Raw genomic sequence first — 21,895 nt, 5'->3', positions numbered from 1 at the left:
AGAAAAACGCTAGGAAACTAGCGTTTTTTTGTTATAATAATGAAAAAAGGAGAATATATGATTATTTGGTTAAATGGTGCATTTGGTGCTGGTAAAACAACTATTGCAGAGATACTTAATAAAAAAATTCCAAATTCTTATTTATATGATCCAGAAGAAATTGGTGATTTTTTCAGGCATAACCTACCAAAGTCAATTCAAAAGGATGACTTTCAGGATTATGATGAATGGCGTGATTGGAATTTCCATATTTTGAAGAAATTAAATGATGAATATGAAGGTCACGTTATTGCTCCAATGACACTCTATAAGAAAGATGCTTTTGAAAGTATTATTGGTAGATTGAGAAAAGAAAATGTTGATATCAGACATTTCATTCTTGAAGTAGATAAAGACCAAGTTCTTAAACGACTTTCTAACAGATCAGAAGGGTTGAAAGAGTGGGGAGCTAATCGTCTGAATGACATTAATGAAAGTTTTGAAAAGATGACTCATGAAGAAAGAATAAAAAATGATGGAAGAAAACCTATTGAGACGGTTGATGAAATTATTGAACGTCTTAATTTAGATTAGGAGAATATTTATGAAAAAGAATGAAGTTTTAATTACAAAAGTTGAGTCTAGCCAAATTGAAGAGTTACTGAACATTCAGAAAGCGTGTTTTAAGAAACTTTTTGACAAGTATAAAGATGTTGATACAAATCCTTATGCAGAAGATTTAGCCTGGATTACTGTAAAATTTAATCGACCGCATGCTCATTATTATTTTATTAAGAATAAAGAAGAAGTTGTGGGTTATTTTAGGGTTGATATCTTTGATGAAACACCAACCAGTGCAAGAATCGCGATAATTGGAGTAGTTCCTGAACATGAAAATAATGGATATGCCAAAACTGCAATGAGATTGATTGAAGAAGAAAATCCTCAAGTTTCTAAGTGGCAAATTGAGACAATTAAACAAGAAGATAAACTCGTTCATTTGTATTCAAATCTTGGTTATGAGTTAACAGGAAAAGTAGAACCAATTAAAGATGGTATGGATATTGTATATTTGGAAAAACATATTTAGATAGGCTATAATTCAACATAGAAAAAGCCCTTGAAAACCAAACTTTCAAGTGCTTTTTTATACCTAATTAATGCAAATTATTTAAAGCTATCTTTTATATTTTTTGCCATGTCTTTGAAATCTTTACCGATTTCTTTTCCCATTTTTTTATATTCTTTACCGATTTTTTTGCCTTCTTCAGCATATTCATTACCAATACTTTTTCCTTTTTCAGAGTATTGTTTTCCTAATTTCTTACCATCTTCAGCATATTTCTTACCTAATTTTTTCCTTCTTCTGAAATATTTGAAGCTTTGTTTTTGATTTTATCTACAGTTTCTTTAGTTGATGACATGTTTATTCTCCTTTATTGGTATTATCTACTTCAATATAAGTAAATTCTATCACTCTATATTAAGAAAATAAAATATTTAGTATCTTGGTAATGCGAAAAAATTATACAACCGTTATTTCTTTCTAGTTTCTTTTAATTTTTCCCTGAATCGTTTAATATCAACGTTTTTAATACGATGACGAATATTCAACACACAGATGATAATCATTAGCACTGATAACAGTATTAGTATTAAAAAGCTGATGTGATAATCAAAAGCATGAGCTAGTTCATAAATGGCAGTAATTCCTTCTAACATTCCAGCTAGTGCTACATAAAACCAGGCAGTTGCCTTTCTGCCAAAGACGATTGCTTCCTCAAAGTCCTTATTACTAATCAAACTTTCACTTAGGATAGCCATGCCACGTTTCTTCTCTAATTCAAGTTTGAGAGGAGGAAGTATCCAGTACCAAGGAGATACCTTTGGATATTTTTTTGACTTTTTGGTGAATCTACCTACAACTCTTTCTTGTTCTGATAATTCAATATAAGCTTGATATAGTGGAAAAGCAAAAAGTAGCCATTTGGCAATAAATGAAATTATTACAATAAATTTTTCCATGATAATTCTTTCTATATTTTCTTTCAGAATATTATAGTACTTTGTGATTTATTTTCAAGAATACTGCAGATTAATTACAATAGAAGGCGAGAGTTTGACCACTGAAAACTTCGACATTTCCACCAACTTTATCTACAAATTCATTGCTTGTTGCATTGACAGATTTCCAAGAAACAGCAAGATTCTCTGCATTGTATAGGAACCCTCGGATATTGACTAACGATTTGTCAAAAGATAAGAAAGAAATATATTTATACCCTTCCTTATAAGGAACAAAATTATTTCCTTCTTTTAATAAATAGCAGTAGTTGTCATCGTTTCTGAGAATCACATCATATTCCGCAACAAGGCCAACGGCTGCAATGGTCATATCAATACGACTTCCATCAGCAATAAACACAACCTCCTGAGGTTTACGAGAAACAGCATATTGAATAGCAATCTCACCATCAATCAAATCCTTTGCTGCTGGAAAACGGACTAATTCATCACTATATGCTTCAATTTCCTTAAATTCATCTTCTGATACTGAGTCAAAGTCACCAACAGCATAGTTGATAGGAAGCCCAGCTTTTATCAAATCCAAACATCCTCTTTCAACACCAATCTTATAATAATCCTTATATTCACGCGCTAAATCAATATGCGATTTACTACAAACAATTAAAATCTTTTCATTCATTATATAATCCTCAATCTAATATTCTAGCCATATAAAACTCATCATAATATCGTCCATTTACCAAAAGAGAGTCTTTCTTGACACCTTCTTGGATAAAGCCAAATTTTTTGTATAGGCCTATGGCTGCAGAATTTTCGGTGACAACAGTTAGTTCTAAGCGATGGATACCTGAAACACGTGCCCAGTCAATCACTTGAGCTAATAATTCAGAGCCAAGACCTTGGCCCGCATGATCTGACAGCACACCAATTACCAAGTAAGCAGAGTGTTTGATTTTTGTAAGAGGGGTAACCTGTGCAAATATGTATCCGTTATACTCACTATCTTCCTCAGCAACTAAAATTAGACCATTTTCCGAGGTATTTTGGATAAAAGTTTCTAGCTTTTTCCTATCGTATTTTCTTTCTTCAGGTTGATAAAGCATGTAGTTCGTTTCTTTATCCAATGTCGACATTAATTGAAATAATTTATCGGCTTCAATCTGCTTATTTTTAATAATCTTAACTGTCATTTGACCTCCAATTTTGTGTCTTTTGTTCATTATATCAAAATTTGTTATACTTATGTAAGAAGCAAAGCTTATAAAGTAAGCACATGTAGAATCTTAAGGGACTAAGAAGGAGATGTAAGAAATTGGATACCAAGAATTATTTAGTCGGAGAGACTATTTATTTAGACCGTGTAAAAGAAGAAGATATAGACGAATTGCTTTCAATTGAGAATTCATATGCGACAAAATTCCTAGCTGATGATGAGCTGCCTTATCCGCAAACAAGAGAGGAATTAGAAAATACACTTGCTGTTGAGAGTCCAAATCAATTTTTAGGGATTTATAATTCTGAACGCCGTGAAATTATCGGAAGTGTTGCTGTTTTTAATGTTAATCTCGTTCACTCAAACTGTGAAATTGGACTTTCAATATCAGAATATTGGCAGGGTGAAGGGGTAGGGACTGAAACTTTTGAACTTATTCTAGGACATATTTTCAATAATTTACCAGTTAATAAAATTAAAGTTGAAGTATTTGATTTTAATGAACCTGCTATTAAGTTATACGAAAAATTTAATTTTCATTTAGATGGTCGATTGAGACAGGAAATATTCCGTTTTGGCGAATATCATGATTTACTAGAATATAGCTTGCTTCGTGAAGAGTATGAAGCAGAATTAGCATCAGAAGAAAATTTAAACAATGAAAATAAGTAGTATTTTTGTTATTAAATTAAATACTTAAACTTATAGAACAAAATTTGAACACGGTTACGAGTTTAAATTATTTGCCAACAATTATTTGTGTGTTATACTAATTAGGTTATTATATTTAAAGTCGTACAGATGGTAGGTAATTTACTTTTTGCCTATCCGAGAAGATAGAGGCGACTCCTATTGCATATTTTGTAGTAGGAGTCGTTTTTTTGGGAAAAATTGACTTTTGATTATAGATTTTAATGGAGGTAGAAATGCAAAAAAGACAAACAAATGTTCTTTTAGTAACTGTGGCTGTGTTTATCGCAACTTTTATGACAGCTATTGAAGGAACTATCGTAACAACAGCCATGCCAACAATTGTTGGGACATTACATGGTATTGAAATAATGAACTGGGTGTTTTCAATCTATTTATTGACTAGTGCAATGGTGACACCTATATATGGAAAACTTGCTGATAAGATTGGTCGTAAACCTGTATTTATTTTTGGTACTTTAATTTTTATTATCGGTTCAGCATTATGTGGTTTTTCAAACTCAATGATGACTTTGATACTTGCGCGTGCAGTACAAGGAATCGGTGCAGGTGCGATGATGCCTGTTTCACTTACTATCATTGCTGATATGTACTCACCTGAAAAACGCGCTAAGATTATTGGATTAACAAGTACAGCTTGGGGTATTGCAAGTATTGTCGGTCCTATGGCTGGTGGTTTAATCGTTGATTCAGTTGGTTGGAATTGGATTTTCTTTATCAACGTTCCAATAGGTATTTTACTTATCGCCATGATTGGTCTTTATCTTGTTGAAGGAAAAAGAGAAGTTGAAGCTAAGAAGATGGATATATTGGGAAGTTTAACACTTATGTTGGCTCTTATGTCCTTACTTGTTGCCTTCCAAATTTTAGGAGATTCTGGAATTAACTTTGTAGTAATTGGTTTATTGTTTGCTACAATTATTTTCTTCATTTTATTTGTAATTGTAGAAAAAAGAGCAGAAGACCCTGTTATCTCTCTAGAACTATTTAAGAACCAAACATTTATTATTGCTAACTTAGTTGCTGCCTTGGTCAGTGGTTTCCTAATGAGCCTAGACGTTTACATCCCAATGTGGATGCAGGGGGTGCTAGGATATAGTGCTGGTATAGGAGGGCTTGTACTTGCTCCAATGTCTATTTTATGGATCTATGGAAGTAACCTTTCAAGTAAATGGCTAGCAACAAAATCAGTAAAATGGGTTCTTACAGTTAGTACGACTATTACATTCATCGCAGGTTTAGCACTTGTTTTGATTCCTGCAAACTCACCGTTTATAGTGTTTGTACTAATTTCAAGCTTACTAGGAGTTGGACTTGGAGCAGTAATCGTCTCAACAACTGTAATCTCTCAAAATAGCGTGCCTCAAGATGAGCTTGGTGTAGCTACATCATTCAATACTCTTGCTAAAACAATTGGTCAAACAATCATGATTTCTGTATTTGGAATCGTTCTAAATACAGTTATGAAAGCAACACTCGTAAAAGAAAATATAAACGTAGATAAAGGAATTATGAATCAACTTGTAAATCCACATACAGCTTCAAGTATCCCTGCTGACCTCCTTAAACCATTGAAAAATGTTTTATTCCAAGGTCTTCACGGTGTATTCTTAACTGCCTTATCACTTGTATTAATATCAATACTTGTAGTTCAACTTATAAAAAGTCCAAAAAAAGTAAAATAAAAATTTACCAGTCAATTGACTGGTTTTTTTGAGCAAAAAAAGCAACTTAATTAGTCGCTTTTGTATAAATATTTTTATGAAGTTTACATCTTGGATTAAATGCTGATTTGCAAGAAGGGCAGTTAGTCAGTTCACTATATATTTTATATGAGAACTCTTGCCCACAAACGCAACACATTACAGATAATTTATTTGAATTAAAGTCAAAACCTTCAAAACTATGCAATTCGTTTTCATCATGACATTTAAAACAGGAATATAATTTATTACAAATTTGGCATCTATTAGCAATAATATCTAAGTCTGTATGATAGTGTTGACATCTGCCTTGATTATCAACAAGAAAACCGTAAACTTTTTCCATAAACTTTTCTTATTTTTTATCAATAATTGATAAAGGAAGTAGTGAGTAAACCACTGAGGCAGCTACCGCTTTAACTGTATCTCCAGGAATAAAAGCAAGTTGTGCTTTAAAAGCAGAAGCAAGAGACATACCTTTAATATTAATGTGCATACCGATTGCACCAATACCATCAAGTAAAAGAACTCCAATTAAAAATGTAACAATTAATGCAGTGAAAAGGTTATTTGGTTTTGGAACATATTCCATAGCCCATGCAATTAAAAATGCACAGATCGGATAAGCAATTAAATATCCTACTGAGGGACCAAAGAATGGTGTAAGTCCTCCACGACCACCAGACAAGAAAGGTAGACCTGCCGCAACCATAAGTAAAAATACAGCAACTACTGTAAATGCTTCACCCTTACGAAGTAAAAGTCCAGTAAGCAAAATACCTAAATTTTGAATAACAATTGGTACTGGAATAAATCCTAATGGAATTGGTGGAAAGAAACCTAATACTACTATAATAGCAAGCATCATGGCGCAAATTGTGAGTCGTTTGATTTTCAAAATAAAAATCTCCTTCTGTTAACTTATTTTACTTACATAGGTTAACAGAAAAAAAGGAATATTTCAATACACTTCACAAACACTTAGTGTTTTTTTTCTGAACTTTCTCTTTAAAATTCACAAATTTTTGAAAAAAATTGCTATAATGAAAGCGAATACAAAGTTGTACCAATTTTAAAATACAAGTTGTAAAGGTGGAGAATATGAGTCAAGACAAATATTACCAATTACTAAGGGAAAATTACGGAAGCAGAGAAGCAGTCTTAACTGAAATAATTAATTTAGAAGCAATCCTTCAATTACCTAAGGGGACCGAACATTTTGTTAGTGATATACATGGCGAATTCAATGCATTCGATCATGTTTTGAGAAATGGTTCGGGAAGTGTGAAAGAGAAGTTAAAAGAGTGCTTAGAAGATGATATTGATATAAATGAGTTAGCTGTACTTATATATTATCCAGAAGAGAAGATATTACAAGTTAAGGAAGAGATTTCACCTAGTGAACTTAGCGATTGGTATGAAAAAAATATTATGCTTTTAACACGAGTTACAAATTATGCTAGTCGTAAGTATACACGTTCTAAGGTTAGAAAGGCTTTACCACAACGTTTTTCATATATAATAGAAGAACTCTTAACTGAAGTTTCAGACCAAGATAAATATGAATATTATCACGCAATCATAGATAAAATTATTGAGTTAAATCAAGCACCTGCTTTAATACATGATCTTTCCGAAACTATTCAAAGATTAGTTGTTGATCATCTTCATGTAGTTGGAGATATTTATGACCGTGGACCATCACCTGATCTAATAATGGATCGATTAATTGATTATCATTCAGTTGATATTCAATGGGGAAACCATGATATGGTATGGATCGCTGCTGTGTCTGGATCATTGCTTTCAATAATAAATTTAATTAGAATTTCTGCAAGATATGCAAATCTAGATACACTAGAAGAGGGCTATGGAATTAATTTACGTCCTATTGTGGAGTATGCCAAGAAATATTATGAACCATTAGATGTCTTTGCCCCAAAACTTTTAGCAGGAGATAATTCTGTATCTGAAACTGAAAAAAGAACATTAAATCTTGTTCAACAAACAACCGCAATTCTCCAGTTTAAACTTGAAGGACAGTTAATTACTAGACGTAAATGTTTTAAAATGCAAGATCGTGCTATGCTATCAAAAGTAAATTATGAAGACAACACTATTGAAATTGGTGGAGTTTGCTATGAACTGAAAAATTTTTCTATACCAACAGTTGATATTGATGATCCTTGTAAACTAACTCTAGAAGAGGAAGCAATCCTTGAAAAATTAAAAGTATCTTTTCAGTCATCAGACCGATTAAGAAAGCATATGGACTTTCTCATGGAAAAAGGTAGCATGTATCTTTGCTATAATGGTAATCTTTTGATACACGGATGTATTCCGCTTCATGAAAATGGTGATTATAAGTCACTGACTCTAGAAGGTAGACACTATTCTGGTAAAGATTTATTAGATTATTTTGAAAGACAAGTCCGTATTTCCTATCGAAACCCTCAGGTAACGGATGATATTCCTACAGATTTGATGTGGTATCTTTGGACGGGGGAATGCTCATCCTTATTTGGTAAAGATGCCATGACAACATTTGAGCGATATTACATTGAGGATAAAGCTACTCATGAGGAAGTGAAGAACTCATATTATAAACTTAGAAATGAAGAAGATGTTTGTCGCTATATTTTGAGAACATTTGAACTTCCTGAATCTGGACACATAATAAACGGACATACTCCTGTAAAAGAGAAAGATGGGGAAAATCCAATAAAAGCTAATGGACACTTAGTTGTAATTGATGGTGGTTTTGCAAAAGCCTATCAAAAACAAACAGGACTTGCAGGCTATACTTTGCTCTCAAACTCATATGGAATACAGCTTGCTGCCCATCAACCTTTTACCTCAATTGAAGATACCATAAAAAATGGATTTGATATTCTATCTACCAAACGACTTGTTGATAAAGTTGATCAAAGAACGACAGTTAGCCAAACTAACATTGGAAAAAGATTAATTCAAGAAAGAGAAGATTTAGAAGAACTATATTTGAATTTTTAAAGTCGAATAATTAAAGAATTTTATATATAAATGCTCACTTTTAGCCAGTTTCTTGTCAAAAGTGAGTGCTTTTTTAATTAAAATACGGTAAAATATATTTATTAACAGAAGGAGGCTTTTTCGTGAGCAAAGTAACAGAGTATGTAACAAGTATTCAAAATAAAATTCATTCAAATGATCCAAACCAAGTTGAATTTTTACAGGCTATTGATGAGTTTTTACCATCAGTAATTCCATTCTTGGAAGAGCATCCTGAATATGTAGAATCTGACATTTTGTCTTTAATTACTGAACCTGAACGCTTGATTCAGTTTCGTGTTCCATGGCAAGATGATAAAGGTAAGTGGCAAGTTAACCGTGGATACCGTATCCAATTTAACTCTGCAATGGGACCTTATAAAGGTGGACTACGTTTCCATCCAAGCGTAAACTTAAGCATTTTGAAATTCTTAGCTTTTGAGCAAATATTTAAAAACAGCTTAACTGGTCTACCAATCGGTGGTGGTAAAGGTGGAAGTGACTTTGATCCTAAAGGAAAATCTGATGCTGAAATCATGCGTTTTTGTCAAAGCTTTATGACTGAGCTTTCTAAACATATTGGACCTGATACAGATGTACCTGCTGGGGATATCGGAGTAGGTGGACGAGAAATTGGTTACCTATTCGGTGCTTACAAACGTCTAAAACAATATGATGCTGGAGTTCTAACTGGTAAACCACTTGATTTCTGGGGTTCAAAAGGACGTACAGAAGCAACTGGTTATGGTGCAGTTTATTTTGTTAAGCATTTACTTGCTGATCTTGACCAAGATTTTCAAGGTAAAAAAGCAATTGTTTCTGGTTCTGGTAATGTAGCAATTTATGCTATCGAAAAACTTGAACAACTTGGAGCAAAAGCAATCACAGCATCTGACTCATCTGGTTTTGTATATGATCCAGAAGGTATCGATGTAGCTCTATTAAAAGATATCAAAGAAGTTCGCCGCGAACGTCTAACTGCATATGCTGTAGAACGCCCATCTGCACAATATTTCGATGGTGATTCAGTATGGAACTTTAAAGTTGAAGCAGACCTTGCTTTCCCATGTGCAACTCAAAATGAAATCAACATTGATCAAGCTAAGATTCTTGCTGATAATGGTGTTAAAGTTGTTGCTGAAGGAGCTAATATGCCATCAACTCTTGAAGCAGCTGAATACTTTATTGAAAATGGAATTTTCTATTGTCCAGGTAAGGCAGCAAATGCTGGTGGAGTAGCTGTATCTGCACTTGAAATGAGTCAAAATTCTCAAAGACTTCAATGGGAAAAAGACCAAGTTGACTCAATGCTAGATAATATTATGAAAAATATCTTTGAAGCTTGTCGCGATACTGCTAATGCACATGGCGCTGAAAATAACTTCATGCTAGGTGCTAATATTGCAGGATTTGAACGAGTTGCAAAAGCAATGCTTGCTCAAGGATTAGTATAATAAAATTACAAAAGTTTATATTTTTAGTTTATACTAGAGATATAAACTTTTTTTACTTATGAAGGAGATACAAATATGAAAATAGGATTTATTGGAACTGGCGTTATGGGTCATGCCATTGTAGGCCATTTAATGGATGCAGGTCATGAACTTTTTGTCTTCAATCGTACTAAGTCAAAAACCTATGATTTGGTCGAGCGCGGAGCAGAATGGAAAGATACACCAAAAGAAATAACAGAAGCGTCAGAAATTATCTTTACTATGGTAGGTTATCCAAGCGATGTTGAAGAGACTTATTTTGGTCCAAAAGGGATTCTTCAAGCAGATGTAAATGATAAAATCCTTGTTGATTTAACCACAAGTACACCAAGTTTAGCAGTTGATATATATGATGCAGCAAAAGAAAAAGGAGCAAGCGCCTTAGATGCCCCTGTTTCAGGTGGTGACTTAGGAGCAAAAAATGCAACACTAACTATCATGGTAGGTGGAGATGAATCTACATATGAAAAAGTTCTCCCATTGTTTGAAGTAATGGGTAAAACATTTGCATATCAAGGAAAAGCTGGAAGTGGTCAGCATACAAAAATGGCCAATCAAATTATGATTGCAGGAACAATGACAGGAATGACAGAACTTTTAGTTTATGCAAAAGCTGCTGGTCTTGATGTTGAGAAAGTAATTGAAACTGTAGGTGGTGGAAGTGCAGCCAACTGGTCTCTTGCTAATTATTCTCCAAGAATTCTTAAAGAAGACTATTCTGCTGGCTTCTTTGTTAAGCACTTTATCAAGGACTTGGGAATTGCCCTAGATGAAGCAGAAAGGATGAATATTGATCTACCATCCACAAAAGTTGCCCGTAAATTATATGTAGAACTTGCAGATAAAGGCTTTGAAAATGATGGAACACAAGCGCTAATTAAACTTTGGTGGGATTAGATTAATATAAAAATATTTTTGTATAAAATTAAAGAAGAACATTGAATTTAATCAACGTTCTTCTTTTTGATGTAATTTGAAATAGATTTTTGATACTCTTCGGTGTCCCAATTACCATTATTAAAATAATCGGCAATTAGATATCCCATATATGGACCAGTAGTAAGACCTGATGAACCCAAGCCACTCGCAGCAACAATCTTTTCATTGTCTTCCAGTGGAGCGAAAAATGGAGCAAAGTCACTTGTATATGCGCGTGTTCCCACTCTGAAATCAGAAGGACTTGATAGTAGTTCGTCTGATTTACTTTCATCTAAAAATCCTTTTGAGTATTCAGTAAGGAAATTATAGGCATCTTCTGTTGGTGTTAAATCCCATCCACCATCATTTTCATGAGTGGCACCGATTAGAATGTTACCTTCTGAGAAAGGTATCAAATCAGCTTCACCATCTAACACGACAACTGGCCAATCATTTGATTCTTTAAGATTTGTTTCAAAGGATAAAAGTTGCCCTTTTTGAGGTCTGATATCTGTTTCATATCCTAAATTTAGAAGAATGTCTTTTAAGTGGGGACCGACCGTTAGTATTAAATAATCAAATTCTTCCCTTTTGTCTTTAGTAAGAATATGTAGCTTACCATCAATCTCTTCAATACTAACTTTTTCATTAACAATTTGTATTCCTTTAGAACTAGCTAACTGACTCATCTTTTCGAGATACTTAAGACCATCAAGTCTACCGCCACCAGATAATTTTAAAGATGGCATCTCTTTTAATAAAGGAAGTTGTTCTTTTGTTTGGCTTGGACTTAGTAACTCAACTTGCCCCATTTCAGGAGCATCAATCAATCTTTCTTTTGCAAGCTCAAATAAGTCATCCAGATTCTTTTGAGGTCTGATAATTATGGTTCCTGATTTTTTATATATTGTTTCATCTAGCTGAAAATCTTCAATTAGCTTTTGATAGAATTTTGCTCCATCCTTGGCTAGTTGGTACCACTTTTTATTTCGTCTCTTTGATAACCATGGTGAAATTATTCCAGCACTTGCCTTGGTAGCTTGTCCAAGACCATCGTCAAAAAGTGTTATATCAAATTTATCAGTATCTAGATAGTTAGTAGCGGTAAGTCCAATAATACCACCACCAATAATAGCTATTTTTTTCATCTTAATCTCCTGAATCTATTATTTACCTATTTTCCCATAATTAAAGTGGAAAATCTAGTTTTGTATTTTTGTTTTTGATTTATCAATAAAATGACCTAAACACTTAAAGATAGACTCCGACACCTTCTGTGTTATAATTTGTATATAAATAAAATTATTTACATACGAGGTTAATAATGGAAAATAATATATTGATTTTAATAATAATTTTACTCTTAGGAGTATTAGGATACGTTTTTTACAAAAATAGAAATAAGCAAGAAACAGTTGAGAACACGGCTAATCCATCAGATGAAAAAGGTATGTATGATGAAATTTTCGAGATTGAGGATAATAGCCCTGCTATTGTAATTGAAGAGTTATTTGCGACAGATGCTTTCAACCATGCTAATCTAGCAGAAATAACTGATAAGGAAGTTATTTCGCAACTCTCAGACCTTGTTTCAGGGGCGGTTGACGTTCTTACCAAGCGAACAAGTAATAAAAGTATTAAAGATATGGAATTGTACAAGGTTATCATTCCAGGAACTTCAAATGTTTCCCAAGCAGCCAAAGCAAGTGATGCAGTAAAAGGAATTTATAAGGATGCATCAGGAATCGAAAAGCAGTTGAGCCTTAACAAAATTGACCCAAAATCAATTGCTAACGCCGGTTCTTCAATATTTAGTCTTGCAGCTGTTATGAACATAGGTGCTATGGTGGTTGGTCAATACTATATGGAAGAAGTCAGTGAGAAACTTGAAAATGTTTCAAGAAGTATCTCCAAGGTTCGTGATTTCCAAGAAAGAGAGTTCAAGAGTAAGATTCTTGCCCTAGTTGCGCGTGTCGGAAAAATTACCGAGTTCAGTAAAGAGATTATTTATAACGACGACCTTAGAAAAAGTAAATTGATGACTCTTGAGGCACTTGAAGGAGAAGCAACACAACTTATTCAACAAGTGAATATCTCAATTGAGGAGCTTTCAACTGTCGAAGAAGATGGTAGATTTAAGAATTACAATCAGGAAGTCAATGAAATTTCAACTCTTCTTCAGTACCAATCAATTCTTCTGACTATTTTAAATGAAATTAGTCAACTCACTTATCTTCTTTCAAAAGGAGAAGTTTCAAACGAAATGAGTTACTCAATTTATAATAAGTATCTTCAACAGTCAAATTTAACACGTGATTTACTTGCTGACTGGCATGAATTTCAAATTGAGCATTTTAACATTGACCTTGAAAATAAAAGAAGAGAAAAAAGAGATTTATTCGGTAGAGCACAGGGTGCTATTCGTGAAGAATGGAAGTATAAAGATGTCTCTGAAGATACCGTTCAAAAAATTAATACCCAACGTGAGGATAAAATCCTTAAACTAGAGGAACCAAAAGATTATTTGGACAAGGATGTTGAAATAATCGTTGATGATGGAAAATATTATTATCTTGAAGAAGAATAGGAATTTAAGAAAGCGTTCGTTTGAGCGCTTTTTATAAGGAGAATATATGGATCATATTGAAATTTATGTGTCAGATTTGATGAAGACAAAAGATTTTTATGAATTTTTATTAGTTGATAATTTATCTTTTGAGATTTATCAAGAGTGGAGTGAAGGGATTAGTTATAAAAAAAATGGCTTCTATATCGTTTTTGTTCAATCTAAAAATCTTGATGAAAAATATAATCGGACAAATATTGGACTAAATCATTTGGCCTTAAATATTGATAGTCATGTGCAGTTAGACGTATTGAGAGATAGATGCATAGAGGAAAATATTGTTTTACTTTATGATGAAAAATATCCTTATGCAGGTGGCAAAGATCATTATGCATTATTTTTTGAAGATCCAGACAGGATAAAAATCGAAATTGTGGTAATATAATATTAAATAAATAAATAACTATATATATAACAGGAGTTTTCACATGAATAATTTAAAAGTAGAAAAAGGTGGACGTCAAGAAGCAGAAGTTCTTGATGAAAAACTAGAAGAGTATAATTTATCTAAAAGACCACTTATGCAAGATTATGATTATGTTCCCTTTATAAGAGTTATTCGTGATAACGAAGGAAAAGTAATCGCTGGAGCAGTCGCTTATTCGTCAATGTATTATATTGGATATTTAGAAACTCTATGGGTATCTGATGAATATCGCAGACAGGGATTAGGGCATAAATTACTAGATGCAATTGAAAATGATTTAAGAGAGTTTGGATGTGAGAACTGTCATCTAGATACTTTTGATTTTCAAGGACCTGAATTCTATGAAGCACAAGGATATAGCCAATTCGGGAAAATTGAACACAAGAAAGTGGGAATAACAGAGTATTTCTTTGTTAAAGCTCTTTAAAAATTTTTCAACTAAAATATGCACTTATGTGTTCTAATTTTCTGAAAAGTTAGTTAATTACTCCATATTAATTGTAATTACTTATAAAAAAGTATATTATCTTAATAAGCTTTACCTATTAAGCGCTTACAATGTTATGAGGAGGAGTTGTCTATGTCAAATTATCAAGTAAATCAAGAAAAGATTGTTAATAAAATTATGAATGAAATTTCGAGATTCGATGAATCAGATAGTAAATATATAAGTCAACCACTTGATGGGCGCTCTCAAAGAATTAGAGAGTGGTATGAAACTAAAAAAGCACTCCATGAAATTAAGAAAATCCTTAAATATTCAAATATGCTTGTTGATTATGATGAGTATGGTGCTGAAAATGAACTAAAGGAATTGGAATACTACATTAATCGTGTAACAAGATACAATTATTAAAATAAAATATAAAAACTTCAGATTTTCGTCTGAAGTTTTTTAACTTATCTAAGTTGATTATTTTATCATATCGTTCTTTATCGTCAATATGATGAGCAATTTCCAAAACCACATCTGGTAATGAAAATAGTAATTCACCAACCATTTTTCCATTCGTAGGGTCCAATGCTACGGTAACCACATCAGCAAATAAAATTTATTTTTTACTATGTAGCACTTTCTAGATGTTTGCTTTCAAACCCCGCTACAGCAGATAAATAAGCAAAAGTTTCTTGTATTTGTGGCATTTAATTACTCTACTTACCCTTTAAAATAACTTTATTTCTTTTTTTTTAATTCGAAAAAAATCACCTAGGTTGACTGACAATATTAACACGGAAAATAATATAACAATCCAATAATTTATTATATTAGAAAAGAATTCTATAATAATCGGTTCATCCACAAACATTTCTTTAAATATATTCAAAAAGTTTGGATTGATGATATTATGACGTAAGAACAATACACAGAGCAAAATAAGATTTACTACATCTAATATCGTTACCCAAATGTATAGTTTTCCATTCATGTATCTGTTCACAATCACACTACACTCACGAATTAAAACTACAACTAGCATTCCAATAATTACAAACCTCAACTGCAGGAACAAATCTTCATTTAGAACACTAATTCGTTTCCCATGACTTTCTGCATAAAATATCAATGATGGTTTGATATATGTAATAATACCGATTACAAAAGAAATTATTAGAATACAAATCGATTTTATATTTATGTTTTTTCTCGCTTCATCGGATGTCTTTTGAAGAGTACCAATATTATAACTATTGAATTTTACATTGTATCTTTGTAAAAGTACAAATATTGCGGTAATTACACAGAAATAGAAGCAAAATGCATATATAGCTGATTCAGTGCAAGCCTTCAAATTACTCATCCAGTCCTCTTGTGAAAAGGCATTCGTTATATAAGAGTCAGTTACACTAATAATGACAACCAATGGCAACACCAATAGTAATATACGCTTATAATATCTAAAATATATGCCAGATAATAATGTATTTTTTCCATCTCCCATATACTTTTCTGCCACATCATAAGGACTACCTAGCTCTTCAAGGACAGCATATACATCGGTCTCCATGGCTTCTCTTCCCGACGTTCTTTCCTCTAACTTGTCTAAAATTAAGCTGTTCAATTCTTTTTTGACTTTTTCTCGTTTAGGATAATCCAAATGTTTCACTACGTCATATAAATAATTATCAATAATACTACGCATATTTACTCCTCTTATCTGATTATTTCCACATTTAAAAACACCATTATTTCATTAAAGTGCTTATATTATTGTTGCAGATTACATATTCAATTCCATTAATTTTTTCAAAGTTTCCAACATTGGGTAAAAGAATACCATCTGTCATCTTCGTTAATGTAGATTTTTCACTACCATTTTTTCCCGTGATAAATGAAGTTTCCGAACTATTGTACTTGAATTCACAACCTGCGGAAGTTTTTAACTATCATTTTTTCCTTTTTTTCAATTGTTGATTTATGGTATCTACATCTTTTCTTTGGAAAAAGTATATCCCAATCCAAATGATTACATAGATGAATATAAATTGTGCTAAATATGTGAAGATATGATTTGAAATAAATGTCCCACTTCCTAATATGAAATTGGAAAGGGTTATAATAGTAAATGTAATGAAGAAGTGGATAATTATTGCGGTTATATAGCTTAAACTAGTAATATCAAAAATTGTTGTTACCATTCCAACAATAAATCCCATGATAAAGACAGTAATTACCGTTTTTTTATCCAAAGAAGAATCAAGATAGAATAATGAACCTACTAAAAATCCAAAGCTTGACATCAGCATTCCCATTATTCCGTATTTTAAAATTTTTTTCATATTATTACCTACAATCCAATTAATTTTTTTAGGTCAGGAAGATACTTGCGACTAACATTTGTCTTAACTTTATTTGTCAAGAAAGCAGTCATATTACCAGAAAATGCTGCTTCTAAATAATCTAGGTGGTCGATATTAATTATTGTATTTTTAGAAATTTGAATAAATGTTGATTTAGGTAGTTGATTATATATAGTTTTGAGTTGACCCTTTGTTTCATATATTTTGTCAACTGACTGTATGATAATTTGATTTGTAAATACTTCAATTAATATTATTTGGTTGTAAGAAAGCATTTCAAGCCTATCTTCCGTATTAATAGCTAGAATGCTTCTCTTACTTCCTAAATTTTCAATATCAGACATAAGTTTCATAACATCCTTGTCTAATTCACTTGCTTCAATAATTACCTTTATTTCATTTTCTGCCAGTTTAGGATTTTCCCGGTACTTTATATCCATAATTATCCTTTTCTTTTACTTTCTTATTTTATCTATTATCATACCACCGATTAGACAAATTAGGCAAAAGAATATTAAGATCAAAGCATTTTGATAGCCACTCGTTAGTTTTCCATAAAACTCAATTCCAATACCTAATAATTTCCTAAAATCAAATTCCTCGCTAGTTGGAATTTTTATTTTTTCCAAAGGTCTTTTTAAAAGAATTTCTCTAAAAAGGGAAGATGAATAAGGAGCAGGAGTTAGCTTTATTATTGAGTAAGCTGATTTGGAAAATACACCTAGTGGTATATAGGCACCTGCGAAAAATCCGATTGCAGTTGATAGAAGTGCTTCAATTCGGCCTAAACTTTTTATATTCTTAATATTTTTTATGACAAGTAGGTTAAACCCTGACCAAACCAGACTATTAAGGATAAAAATTGGAAGTAGTATTAGACTTGTTTCAACGTCTATTTTAAGGTCATCAAGGGTGAAGAATAAAGCAAAGGTCAATAGATAGACCATAGCTTGCATGACAAAGGAAATTATCACAGATGAACATAGATAAGATAAGGAAACTTCACTTGATTTTAGAGATGTTAGCGATAAATCCTTTAATACTCCCTTTTCTCTATCATAGACGCTTTGACTAATACCGGTAAAGCTCGTGGTCATAGCGGTAATTGTAAGAATACCACCTATCAACCAAAGGTCGAGTATTTTATCTGTATTACTAATCCCTGACATACTATCAAGCAAATTATTTTTAAGAAAAACTAGATAGAGTGTCAATGAAATAATTGATGAAAAAAGTGAAAGTATAACGTTTTTGGGTTGTGAGAAGAAAAGTCTCAAATTTCTATTTATGAATGATTTCATGCCCTAAGCTCCTTTCCAGTAAGTGTTAAGAAAATATCATCAATTGTCCCTTTTTGAAATTCAAAATCAATCCAGTCAGCATCCTCGAGTATTTTATATGCTTGTCTGGCACCATCTAATTTGATTACTAAAGTATCTTCGTCTTTTTTTTGCGAAAAAGCTTTGTATTTTTCGTATATTCTATTAAGAGATTCATGATTTTTAGTTTTAAGAGTTAAAATTGATTTAACATATTCATTTTTAAGATTTCCAACACTGTCACTTGCAATAATATTTCCCTTATCAATTATATAAATAAAATCTGCCGCTTCGCTTTCTTCAAGATAATGAGTGGTTAATACAATTGAAAATTTATATTTTAATTTTAGTTTCATCAGAATATCCCAAATAAGCTTACGATTTTGTATATCAAGACCTGTTGAAGGTTCATCAAGAAATAGAATTTCTGGCTTGTTTAATAAAGACCTAGCAATATCAACACGTCTTTTTTGGCCACCAGATAGATTCCCATAATTTTGGTTTAGAAGTTCTCTTAACATAAATTCATCTAATAAATCTTCAAACCAAGCATTATCAATATCTTTATACATTTGCAGGCGATAAGTAAGATTCTTTTTTACTGAGAGGTTTTCATCTAATATACTATCTTGGAAAACAACTCCAATTTTTTGTTTATACTCTGAAGAATTTACCTTTAAATTGCCATAAGTAATTTGACCACTAGATGGTTCAAGAAGACCAATCATCATATTTATCAAAGTAGATTTTCCTGCACCATTTGGACCCAGGATAGCAATGAATTTATCTGAATCAATCTTCAAATTCACATTATTTACAACAATATTTTTCCCATAACGCTTGGAAAGATTTTTTGCTTCTAACATATATTTCCTCCTTTAAGTTTATAGACCAAGTATAAATTAGTTCATTTGAAAAATATCGTAGGATTAGATAAGAGGTAAAATTGCAATTATGAGTGGTGAAAAAATCATGCTATAATTACAAAAAAAGGGTGGGAGTGTTATATGTGTATCTTTTGTAGTCAAATTGATAAGAAGCAAATTTTACGTGAATCTAATGACTTCTTTTTGGTTTTAGATATTAACCCTAATCAAATCGGACATTTACTGATTATTTCTAAGAAACACTATGAAAGTTTAGAAGATATTCCTGATTTAGTCTTACTTGATGAGCTTAAATTTGAAAAAGAGATTGTAGGTATACTAAAAGAAAACTTTGATATCCTCGATGTGACAATATTTCAAAATAACGGACTTACAATGGATGAAGGAGTGCATTTTCATAAGCATATTATTCCTAGGTACAAGGAGGATGGCTTCTGGGATAATTTTCATGTTAAAGAAGTCCACATGGATTTAGAAAAATTATCTTTGGTACTTAAGAAATAGTATAGGAATAATTATGGAATTTATTAAATTAAGAGAGAAAAGTGATTTTATTCAAAATGCAGCAGTTTGGTTTAGTCAAAAGTGGGATATTCCAAAGGAAGCATATATTGAAAGTATGTTTCAAATGATGGAAGGCATTGGAGCTATTCCTCAGTGGTACTTAGTCGTCAATGAAAATAAAATCATAGCTGGAGTCGGAGTTATTGAAAATGATTTTCATGAAAGAAAAGATTTGAAACCTAATATTTGTGCCCTATATGTGGAGGAGGAATATAGGTCACAAGGTATAGCTCGTGACCTTCTAAATTTTGTTTATAAAGATATGCACTCTTTAGATATTGATATACTATATTTGATTACCGACCATGTAAATTTATATGAAAAATTAAATTGGAATTTTTTAACTGAGGTAAGAGATGATGATAATATGTTGACTAGAATGTATGAATACAAAATAAAAACGAACGATTAATTATTTTTGTCTAAAATCATTCGTAAAAACTTTGACAATAACTTTAAGCCTTGTTAAAATTAAATTATCAATAATAGAAGGCGAGTTTATTTATAATGAGTGCTGAAGTTGCAGTGATAATGGGAAGTACTTCCGATTGGGAGACTATGAAGTTGGCTTGTGATATATTGGAAGAGCTTGAAATTTCGTACGAAAAGAAGGTTGTATCTGCTCATAGAACACCTGACTTGATGTTTGAATTTGCGGAAAGTGCACGTGCGCGTGGACTAAAAGCAATTATTGCAGGTGCAGGTGGAGCGGCACACTTACCAGGAATGGTTGCGGCTAAAACTACTTTACCTGTTATCGGAGTCCCTGTTAAAAGTCGAACATTAAATGGTTTGGATTCTCTTTTATCAATTGTTCAAATGCCTGGAGGAGTTCCAGTAGCGACTACGGCTATTGGAGCTGCAGGAGCTACAAACGCAGGATTATTAGCTGCAGAAATCCTATCAATTACTAACGTTGAACTCGCAGAAAAACTAGATAATCGTCGAAAAAAGCTTGAAGAACAAGTATTAGAAAGTAGTGATCAACTTGACTAAGGATTTAATATTACCAGGAGCAACCATTGGAATTGTTGGTGGCGGTCAACTGGGTCAAATGATGATAACTTCAGCAAAAGAAATGGGATATAAGGTTATAGTACTTGACCCAACGGCTGATTGTCCCGCAGGACAAATGGCTGATAGTCAAATTGTAGCTTCATATGATGATTTTCAATCCTTAAAAGAGCTAGCTGAAAAATCTGATGTTGTAACCTATGAATTTGAGAATGTTTCAGTTGAAACACTAGAAAAATTGTCAGACACAATAAATCTCCCTCAGGGTACAAATTTACTTGCCAAGACTCAGGATAGACTTACTGAAAAAGAATTTTTAGAATCATGTGGAGTTGATATTGCGCCACATAAGCAAGTTGAAACAAGTGAGCAGCTAGGAAACGCTCTTGAGGAAATTGGGTATCCATCTGTTCTTAAGACAATACGTGGTGGCTACGATGGAAAAGGTCAATATGTACTCAAATCAGTTGAAGATATTTCTGATGCTGAAAAATTGTTAAGCACAGGTGCAGTTTGTGAGCTTGAAGCATGGGTTCCTTTTGATAAGGAAATTTCAGTTATAGTTGCTGGTAATGGATATGAGTTTAAGGTATTTCCTGTTGTAGAAAATATTCATGTAAATAATATCCTTCATGAAACAATTGCTCCTGCTCGTGTTAGCGATGACATATCTGAAAAAGCAAAAGAAATTGGCTTGATAATTGCTGAGAAGCTTGATTTAAGAGGAGTACTAGCCATTGAAATGTTCTTAACTAAAGATGGAAAAATTTATGTTAATGAGCTTGCTCCTAGACCTCATAATTCAGGCCACTATTCAATTGAAGCTTGTAATTTCAGTCAATTTGATGCACATATTAGAGGAGTACTTGGCTGGCCACTTGCAGATGTTGAACTTTTATCACCAGCGCTTATGGTCAATGTTCTTGGACAACACATTGAAGGCACATATGATTTAATTCCTCAAAAAAATGACTGGCATTTCCATAATTACGGAAAAGAGGAATCAAAAGTTAATCGTAAAATGGGTCATATTACAATCTTAAATGATTGTATTGAAAAAACTTTAGGTGAAGTAGAAAAAACTAAAATCTGGTAATGTTAATAAAAAGAACAATTTTGTTGTTCTTTTTTGTTTGTCTATAAAAATTTGTACTTTAGTGTTCTTTGTTGCAAAACAATGATGG

Annotated in this window: 26 protein-coding genes; 15 read left to right on the top strand and 11 right to left on the bottom strand. The window is 32.3% G+C overall.

What is annotated here, in order from left to right:
* Positions 1-57 precede the first annotated feature (57 nt).
* Together BG261_RS03805 and BG261_RS03800 are read left to right on the top strand one after the other, a co-directional pair.
* Positions 58-573 (top strand): AAA family ATPase, encoded by a 516-nt coding sequence (locus BG261_RS03805; RefSeq protein WP_070791848.1) that lies wholly within the window; start codon positions 58-60, stop codon positions 571-573.
* Between the two features lie 10 nt (positions 574-583).
* Complete coding sequence (locus tag BG261_RS03800; protein ID WP_070791847.1) at positions 584-1,069, top strand: GNAT family N-acetyltransferase; 486 nt, start codon at positions 584-586, stop codon at positions 1,067-1,069.
* A 446-nt stretch (positions 1,070-1,515) separates the two neighbouring features.
* On the opposite strand, the gene BG261_RS03795 is transcribed toward BG261_RS03800, so the two are convergent.
* The 3 genes from BG261_RS03795 to BG261_RS03785 all read right to left on the bottom strand — a co-directional run bounded on the left by BG261_RS03795 (position 1,516) and on the right by BG261_RS03785 (position 3,197).
* Positions 1,516-2,004: a hypothetical protein gene (locus BG261_RS03795; RefSeq protein ID WP_083318262.1), complete on the bottom strand. Its 489-nt coding sequence runs from the start codon at positions 2,002-2,004 to the stop codon at positions 1,516-1,518.
* A gap of 70 nt (positions 2,005-2,074) precedes the next feature.
* On the bottom strand, positions 2,075-2,686 hold the full coding sequence (locus tag BG261_RS03790) for a thiamine diphosphokinase (RefSeq protein ID WP_070791845.1): 612 nt from the start codon (positions 2,684-2,686) through the stop codon (positions 2,075-2,077).
* Positions 2,687-2,696: 10 nt separating this feature from the next.
* Positions 2,697-3,197 (bottom strand): GNAT family N-acetyltransferase, encoded by a 501-nt coding sequence (locus BG261_RS03785; RefSeq protein ID WP_070791844.1) that lies wholly within the window; start codon positions 3,195-3,197, stop codon positions 2,697-2,699.
* A 122-nt stretch (positions 3,198-3,319) separates the two neighbouring features.
* Between BG261_RS03785 and BG261_RS03780 the strand changes: the two genes are divergently transcribed.
* Together BG261_RS03780 and BG261_RS03775 are read left to right on the top strand one after the other, a co-directional pair.
* Positions 3,320-3,892, top strand: a complete 573-nt coding sequence (locus BG261_RS03780; RefSeq protein ID WP_070791843.1) for a GNAT family N-acetyltransferase — start codon at positions 3,320-3,322, stop codon at positions 3,890-3,892.
* 254 nt (positions 3,893-4,146) lie between these two features.
* On the top strand, positions 4,147-5,616 hold the full coding sequence (locus tag BG261_RS03775; RefSeq protein WP_070791842.1) for an MDR family MFS transporter: 1,470 nt from the start codon (positions 4,147-4,149) through the stop codon (positions 5,614-5,616).
* 46 nt (positions 5,617-5,662) lie between these two features.
* Here BG261_RS03775 and BG261_RS03770 read toward each other — a convergent pair whose 3' ends face one another.
* Positions 5,663-5,980: a CHY zinc finger protein gene (locus BG261_RS03770; protein ID WP_070791841.1), complete on the bottom strand. Its 318-nt coding sequence runs from the start codon at positions 5,978-5,980 to the stop codon at positions 5,663-5,665.
* A 9-nt stretch (positions 5,981-5,989) separates the two neighbouring features.
* Entirely contained in the window at positions 5,990-6,532 is a 543-nt protein-coding gene (locus tag BG261_RS03765) for a biotin transporter BioY (protein ID WP_070791840.1), read from the bottom strand.
* A 203-nt stretch (positions 6,533-6,735) separates the two neighbouring features.
* On the opposite strand from BG261_RS03765, the gene BG261_RS03760 reads away from it, so the two are divergent.
* The 3 genes from BG261_RS03760 (at position 6,736) to BG261_RS03750 (ending at position 11,054) form a co-directional block, all read left to right on the top strand.
* Entirely contained in the window at positions 6,736-8,646 is a 1,911-nt protein-coding gene (locus BG261_RS03760) for a fructose-bisphosphatase class III (protein WP_070791839.1), read from the top strand.
* Positions 8,647-8,768: 122 nt separating this feature from the next.
* A complete protein-coding gene (gene gdhA / locus BG261_RS03755) occupies positions 8,769-10,118 on the top strand; it encodes an NADP-specific glutamate dehydrogenase (protein WP_070791838.1) in 1,350 nt (449 codons plus the stop codon).
* A gap of 75 nt (positions 10,119-10,193) precedes the next feature.
* Positions 10,194-11,054: an NAD(P)-dependent oxidoreductase gene (locus BG261_RS03750; protein ID WP_070791837.1), complete on the top strand. Its 861-nt coding sequence runs from the start codon at positions 10,194-10,196 to the stop codon at positions 11,052-11,054.
* Positions 11,055-11,101: 47 nt separating this feature from the next.
* Here BG261_RS03750 and BG261_RS03745 read toward each other — a convergent pair whose 3' ends face one another.
* Complete coding sequence (locus BG261_RS03745) at positions 11,102-12,223, bottom strand: NAD(P)/FAD-dependent oxidoreductase (RefSeq protein ID WP_070791836.1); 1,122 nt, start codon at positions 12,221-12,223, stop codon at positions 11,102-11,104.
* 176 nt (positions 12,224-12,399) lie between these two features.
* Between BG261_RS03745 and BG261_RS03740 the strand changes: the two genes are divergently transcribed.
* From BG261_RS03740 to BG261_RS03725, 4 genes are all read left to right on the top strand, one after another.
* Entirely contained in the window at positions 12,400-13,662 is a 1,263-nt protein-coding gene (locus tag BG261_RS03740) for a hypothetical protein (protein ID WP_070791835.1), read from the top strand.
* A 46-nt stretch (positions 13,663-13,708) separates the two neighbouring features.
* Positions 13,709-14,086 carry a VOC family protein gene (locus BG261_RS03735; protein ID WP_070791834.1) on the top strand — a complete coding sequence of 126 codons (378 nt, stop codon included), beginning with the start codon at positions 13,709-13,711 and terminating at the stop codon, positions 14,084-14,086.
* A gap of 43 nt (positions 14,087-14,129) precedes the next feature.
* A complete protein-coding gene (locus tag BG261_RS03730; RefSeq protein ID WP_070791833.1) occupies positions 14,130-14,555 on the top strand; it encodes a GNAT family N-acetyltransferase in 426 nt (141 codons plus the stop codon).
* A 153-nt stretch (positions 14,556-14,708) separates the two neighbouring features.
* Positions 14,709-14,984 carry a hypothetical protein gene (locus BG261_RS03725; RefSeq protein WP_070791832.1) on the top strand — a complete coding sequence of 92 codons (276 nt, stop codon included), beginning with the start codon at positions 14,709-14,711 and terminating at the stop codon, positions 14,982-14,984.
* A 307-nt stretch (positions 14,985-15,291) separates the two neighbouring features.
* On the opposite strand, the gene BG261_RS03720 is transcribed toward BG261_RS03725, so the two are convergent.
* The 5 genes from BG261_RS03720 to BG261_RS03700 form a co-directional block, all read right to left on the bottom strand.
* Complete coding sequence (locus BG261_RS03720) at positions 15,292-16,269, bottom strand: LTA synthase family protein (RefSeq protein WP_070791831.1); 978 nt, start codon at positions 16,267-16,269, stop codon at positions 15,292-15,294.
* A gap of 244 nt (positions 16,270-16,513) precedes the next feature.
* Positions 16,514-16,906: a DUF3021 domain-containing protein gene (locus BG261_RS03715; RefSeq protein WP_070791830.1), complete on the bottom strand. Its 393-nt coding sequence runs from the start codon at positions 16,904-16,906 to the stop codon at positions 16,514-16,516.
* 8 nt (positions 16,907-16,914) lie between these two features.
* On the bottom strand, positions 16,915-17,367 hold the full coding sequence (locus tag BG261_RS03710; protein ID WP_070787073.1) for a LytTR family DNA-binding domain-containing protein: 453 nt from the start codon (positions 17,365-17,367) through the stop codon (positions 16,915-16,917).
* Between the two features lie 15 nt (positions 17,368-17,382).
* On the bottom strand, positions 17,383-18,228 hold the full coding sequence (locus tag BG261_RS03705) for an ABC transporter permease (RefSeq protein ID WP_070791829.1): 846 nt from the start codon (positions 18,226-18,228) through the stop codon (positions 17,383-17,385).
* A complete protein-coding gene (locus BG261_RS03700; protein ID WP_070791828.1) occupies positions 18,225-19,112 on the bottom strand; it encodes an ABC transporter ATP-binding protein in 888 nt (295 codons plus the stop codon). Before BG261_RS03700 ends, BG261_RS03705 begins: the two co-directional genes overlap by 4 nt.
* 111 nt (positions 19,113-19,223) lie before the next feature.
* Here BG261_RS03700 and BG261_RS03695 point away from each other — a divergent pair, with 111 nt between their 5' ends.
* From BG261_RS03695 to purK, 4 genes are all read left to right on the top strand, one after another.
* Positions 19,224-19,637, top strand: coding sequence for an HIT family protein (locus BG261_RS03695; protein WP_324609671.1), 414 nt, complete (start codon positions 19,224-19,226; stop codon positions 19,635-19,637).
* Between the two features lie 13 nt (positions 19,638-19,650).
* Positions 19,651-20,109 (top strand): GNAT family N-acetyltransferase, encoded by a 459-nt coding sequence (locus BG261_RS03690; protein ID WP_070791826.1) that lies wholly within the window; start codon positions 19,651-19,653, stop codon positions 20,107-20,109.
* A gap of 95 nt (positions 20,110-20,204) precedes the next feature.
* Positions 20,205-20,693 (top strand): 5-(carboxyamino)imidazole ribonucleotide mutase, encoded by a 489-nt coding sequence (gene purE / locus BG261_RS03685; RefSeq protein WP_070791825.1) that lies wholly within the window; start codon positions 20,205-20,207, stop codon positions 20,691-20,693.
* On the top strand, positions 20,677-21,807 hold the full coding sequence (purK, locus tag BG261_RS03680; RefSeq protein ID WP_070791824.1) for a 5-(carboxyamino)imidazole ribonucleotide synthase: 1,131 nt from the start codon (positions 20,677-20,679) through the stop codon (positions 21,805-21,807). The genes purE and purK overlap by 17 nt, the downstream gene beginning before the upstream one ends.
* The last annotated feature ends 88 nt before the right edge of the window (positions 21,808-21,895 follow it).

The organism is Floricoccus tropicus, from assembly GCF_001832905.1.
Classification (GTDB): domain Bacteria; phylum Bacillota; class Bacilli; order Lactobacillales; family Streptococcaceae; genus Floricoccus; species Floricoccus tropicus.
This window is presented reverse-complemented; position numbering and strand designations above follow the sequence as displayed.

Excerpts from the sequence above, each read along its gene's own strand:
- BG261_RS03805 (WP_070791848.1), top strand. The coding sequence starts at position 58 with ATGATTATTTGGTTAAATGGTGCATTTGGTGCTGGTAAAACAACTATT.
- BG261_RS03800 (WP_070791847.1), top strand. The coding sequence starts at position 584 with ATGAAAAAGAATGAAGTTTTAATTACAAAAGTTGAGTCTAGCCAAATT.
- BG261_RS03795 (WP_083318262.1), bottom strand. The coding sequence starts at position 2,004 with ATGGAAAAATTTATTGTAATAATTTCATTTATTGCCAAATGGCTACTT.
- BG261_RS03790 (WP_070791845.1), bottom strand. The coding sequence starts at position 2,686 with ATGAATGAAAAGATTTTAATTGTTTGTAGTAAATCGCATATTGATTTA.
- BG261_RS03785 (WP_070791844.1), bottom strand. The coding sequence starts at position 3,197 with ATGACAGTTAAGATTATTAAAAATAAGCAGATTGAAGCCGATAAATTA.
- BG261_RS03775 (WP_070791842.1), top strand. The coding sequence starts at position 4,147 with ATGCAAAAAAGACAAACAAATGTTCTTTTAGTAACTGTGGCTGTGTTT.
- BG261_RS03770 (WP_070791841.1), bottom strand. The coding sequence starts at position 5,980 with ATGGAAAAAGTTTACGGTTTTCTTGTTGATAATCAAGGCAGATGTCAA.
- BG261_RS03760 (WP_070791839.1), top strand. The coding sequence starts at position 6,736 with ATGAGTCAAGACAAATATTACCAATTACTAAGGGAAAATTACGGAAGC.
- BG261_RS03750 (WP_070791837.1), top strand. The coding sequence starts at position 10,194 with ATGAAAATAGGATTTATTGGAACTGGCGTTATGGGTCATGCCATTGTA.
- BG261_RS03745 (WP_070791836.1), bottom strand. The coding sequence starts at position 12,223 with ATGAAAAAAATAGCTATTATTGGTGGTGGTATTATTGGACTTACCGCT.
- BG261_RS03740 (WP_070791835.1), top strand. The coding sequence starts at position 12,400 with ATGGAAAATAATATATTGATTTTAATAATAATTTTACTCTTAGGAGTA.
- BG261_RS03735 (WP_070791834.1), top strand. The coding sequence starts at position 13,709 with ATGGATCATATTGAAATTTATGTGTCAGATTTGATGAAGACAAAAGAT.
- BG261_RS03730 (WP_070791833.1), top strand. The coding sequence starts at position 14,130 with ATGAATAATTTAAAAGTAGAAAAAGGTGGACGTCAAGAAGCAGAAGTT.
- BG261_RS03725 (WP_070791832.1), top strand. The coding sequence starts at position 14,709 with ATGTCAAATTATCAAGTAAATCAAGAAAAGATTGTTAATAAAATTATG.
- BG261_RS03720 (WP_070791831.1), bottom strand. The coding sequence starts at position 16,269 with ATGCGTAGTATTATTGATAATTATTTATATGACGTAGTGAAACATTTG.
- BG261_RS03715 (WP_070791830.1), bottom strand. The coding sequence starts at position 16,906 with ATGAAAAAAATTTTAAAATACGGAATAATGGGAATGCTGATGTCAAGC.
- BG261_RS03710 (WP_070787073.1), bottom strand. The coding sequence starts at position 17,367 with ATGGATATAAAGTACCGGGAAAATCCTAAACTGGCAGAAAATGAAATA.
- BG261_RS03705 (WP_070791829.1), bottom strand. The coding sequence starts at position 18,228 with ATGAAATCATTCATAAATAGAAATTTGAGACTTTTCTTCTCACAACCC.
- BG261_RS03700 (WP_070791828.1), bottom strand. The coding sequence starts at position 19,112 with ATGTTAGAAGCAAAAAATCTTTCCAAGCGTTATGGGAAAAATATTGTT.
- BG261_RS03690 (WP_070791826.1), top strand. The coding sequence starts at position 19,651 with ATGGAATTTATTAAATTAAGAGAGAAAAGTGATTTTATTCAAAATGCA.
- purE (WP_070791825.1), top strand. The coding sequence starts at position 20,205 with ATGAGTGCTGAAGTTGCAGTGATAATGGGAAGTACTTCCGATTGGGAG.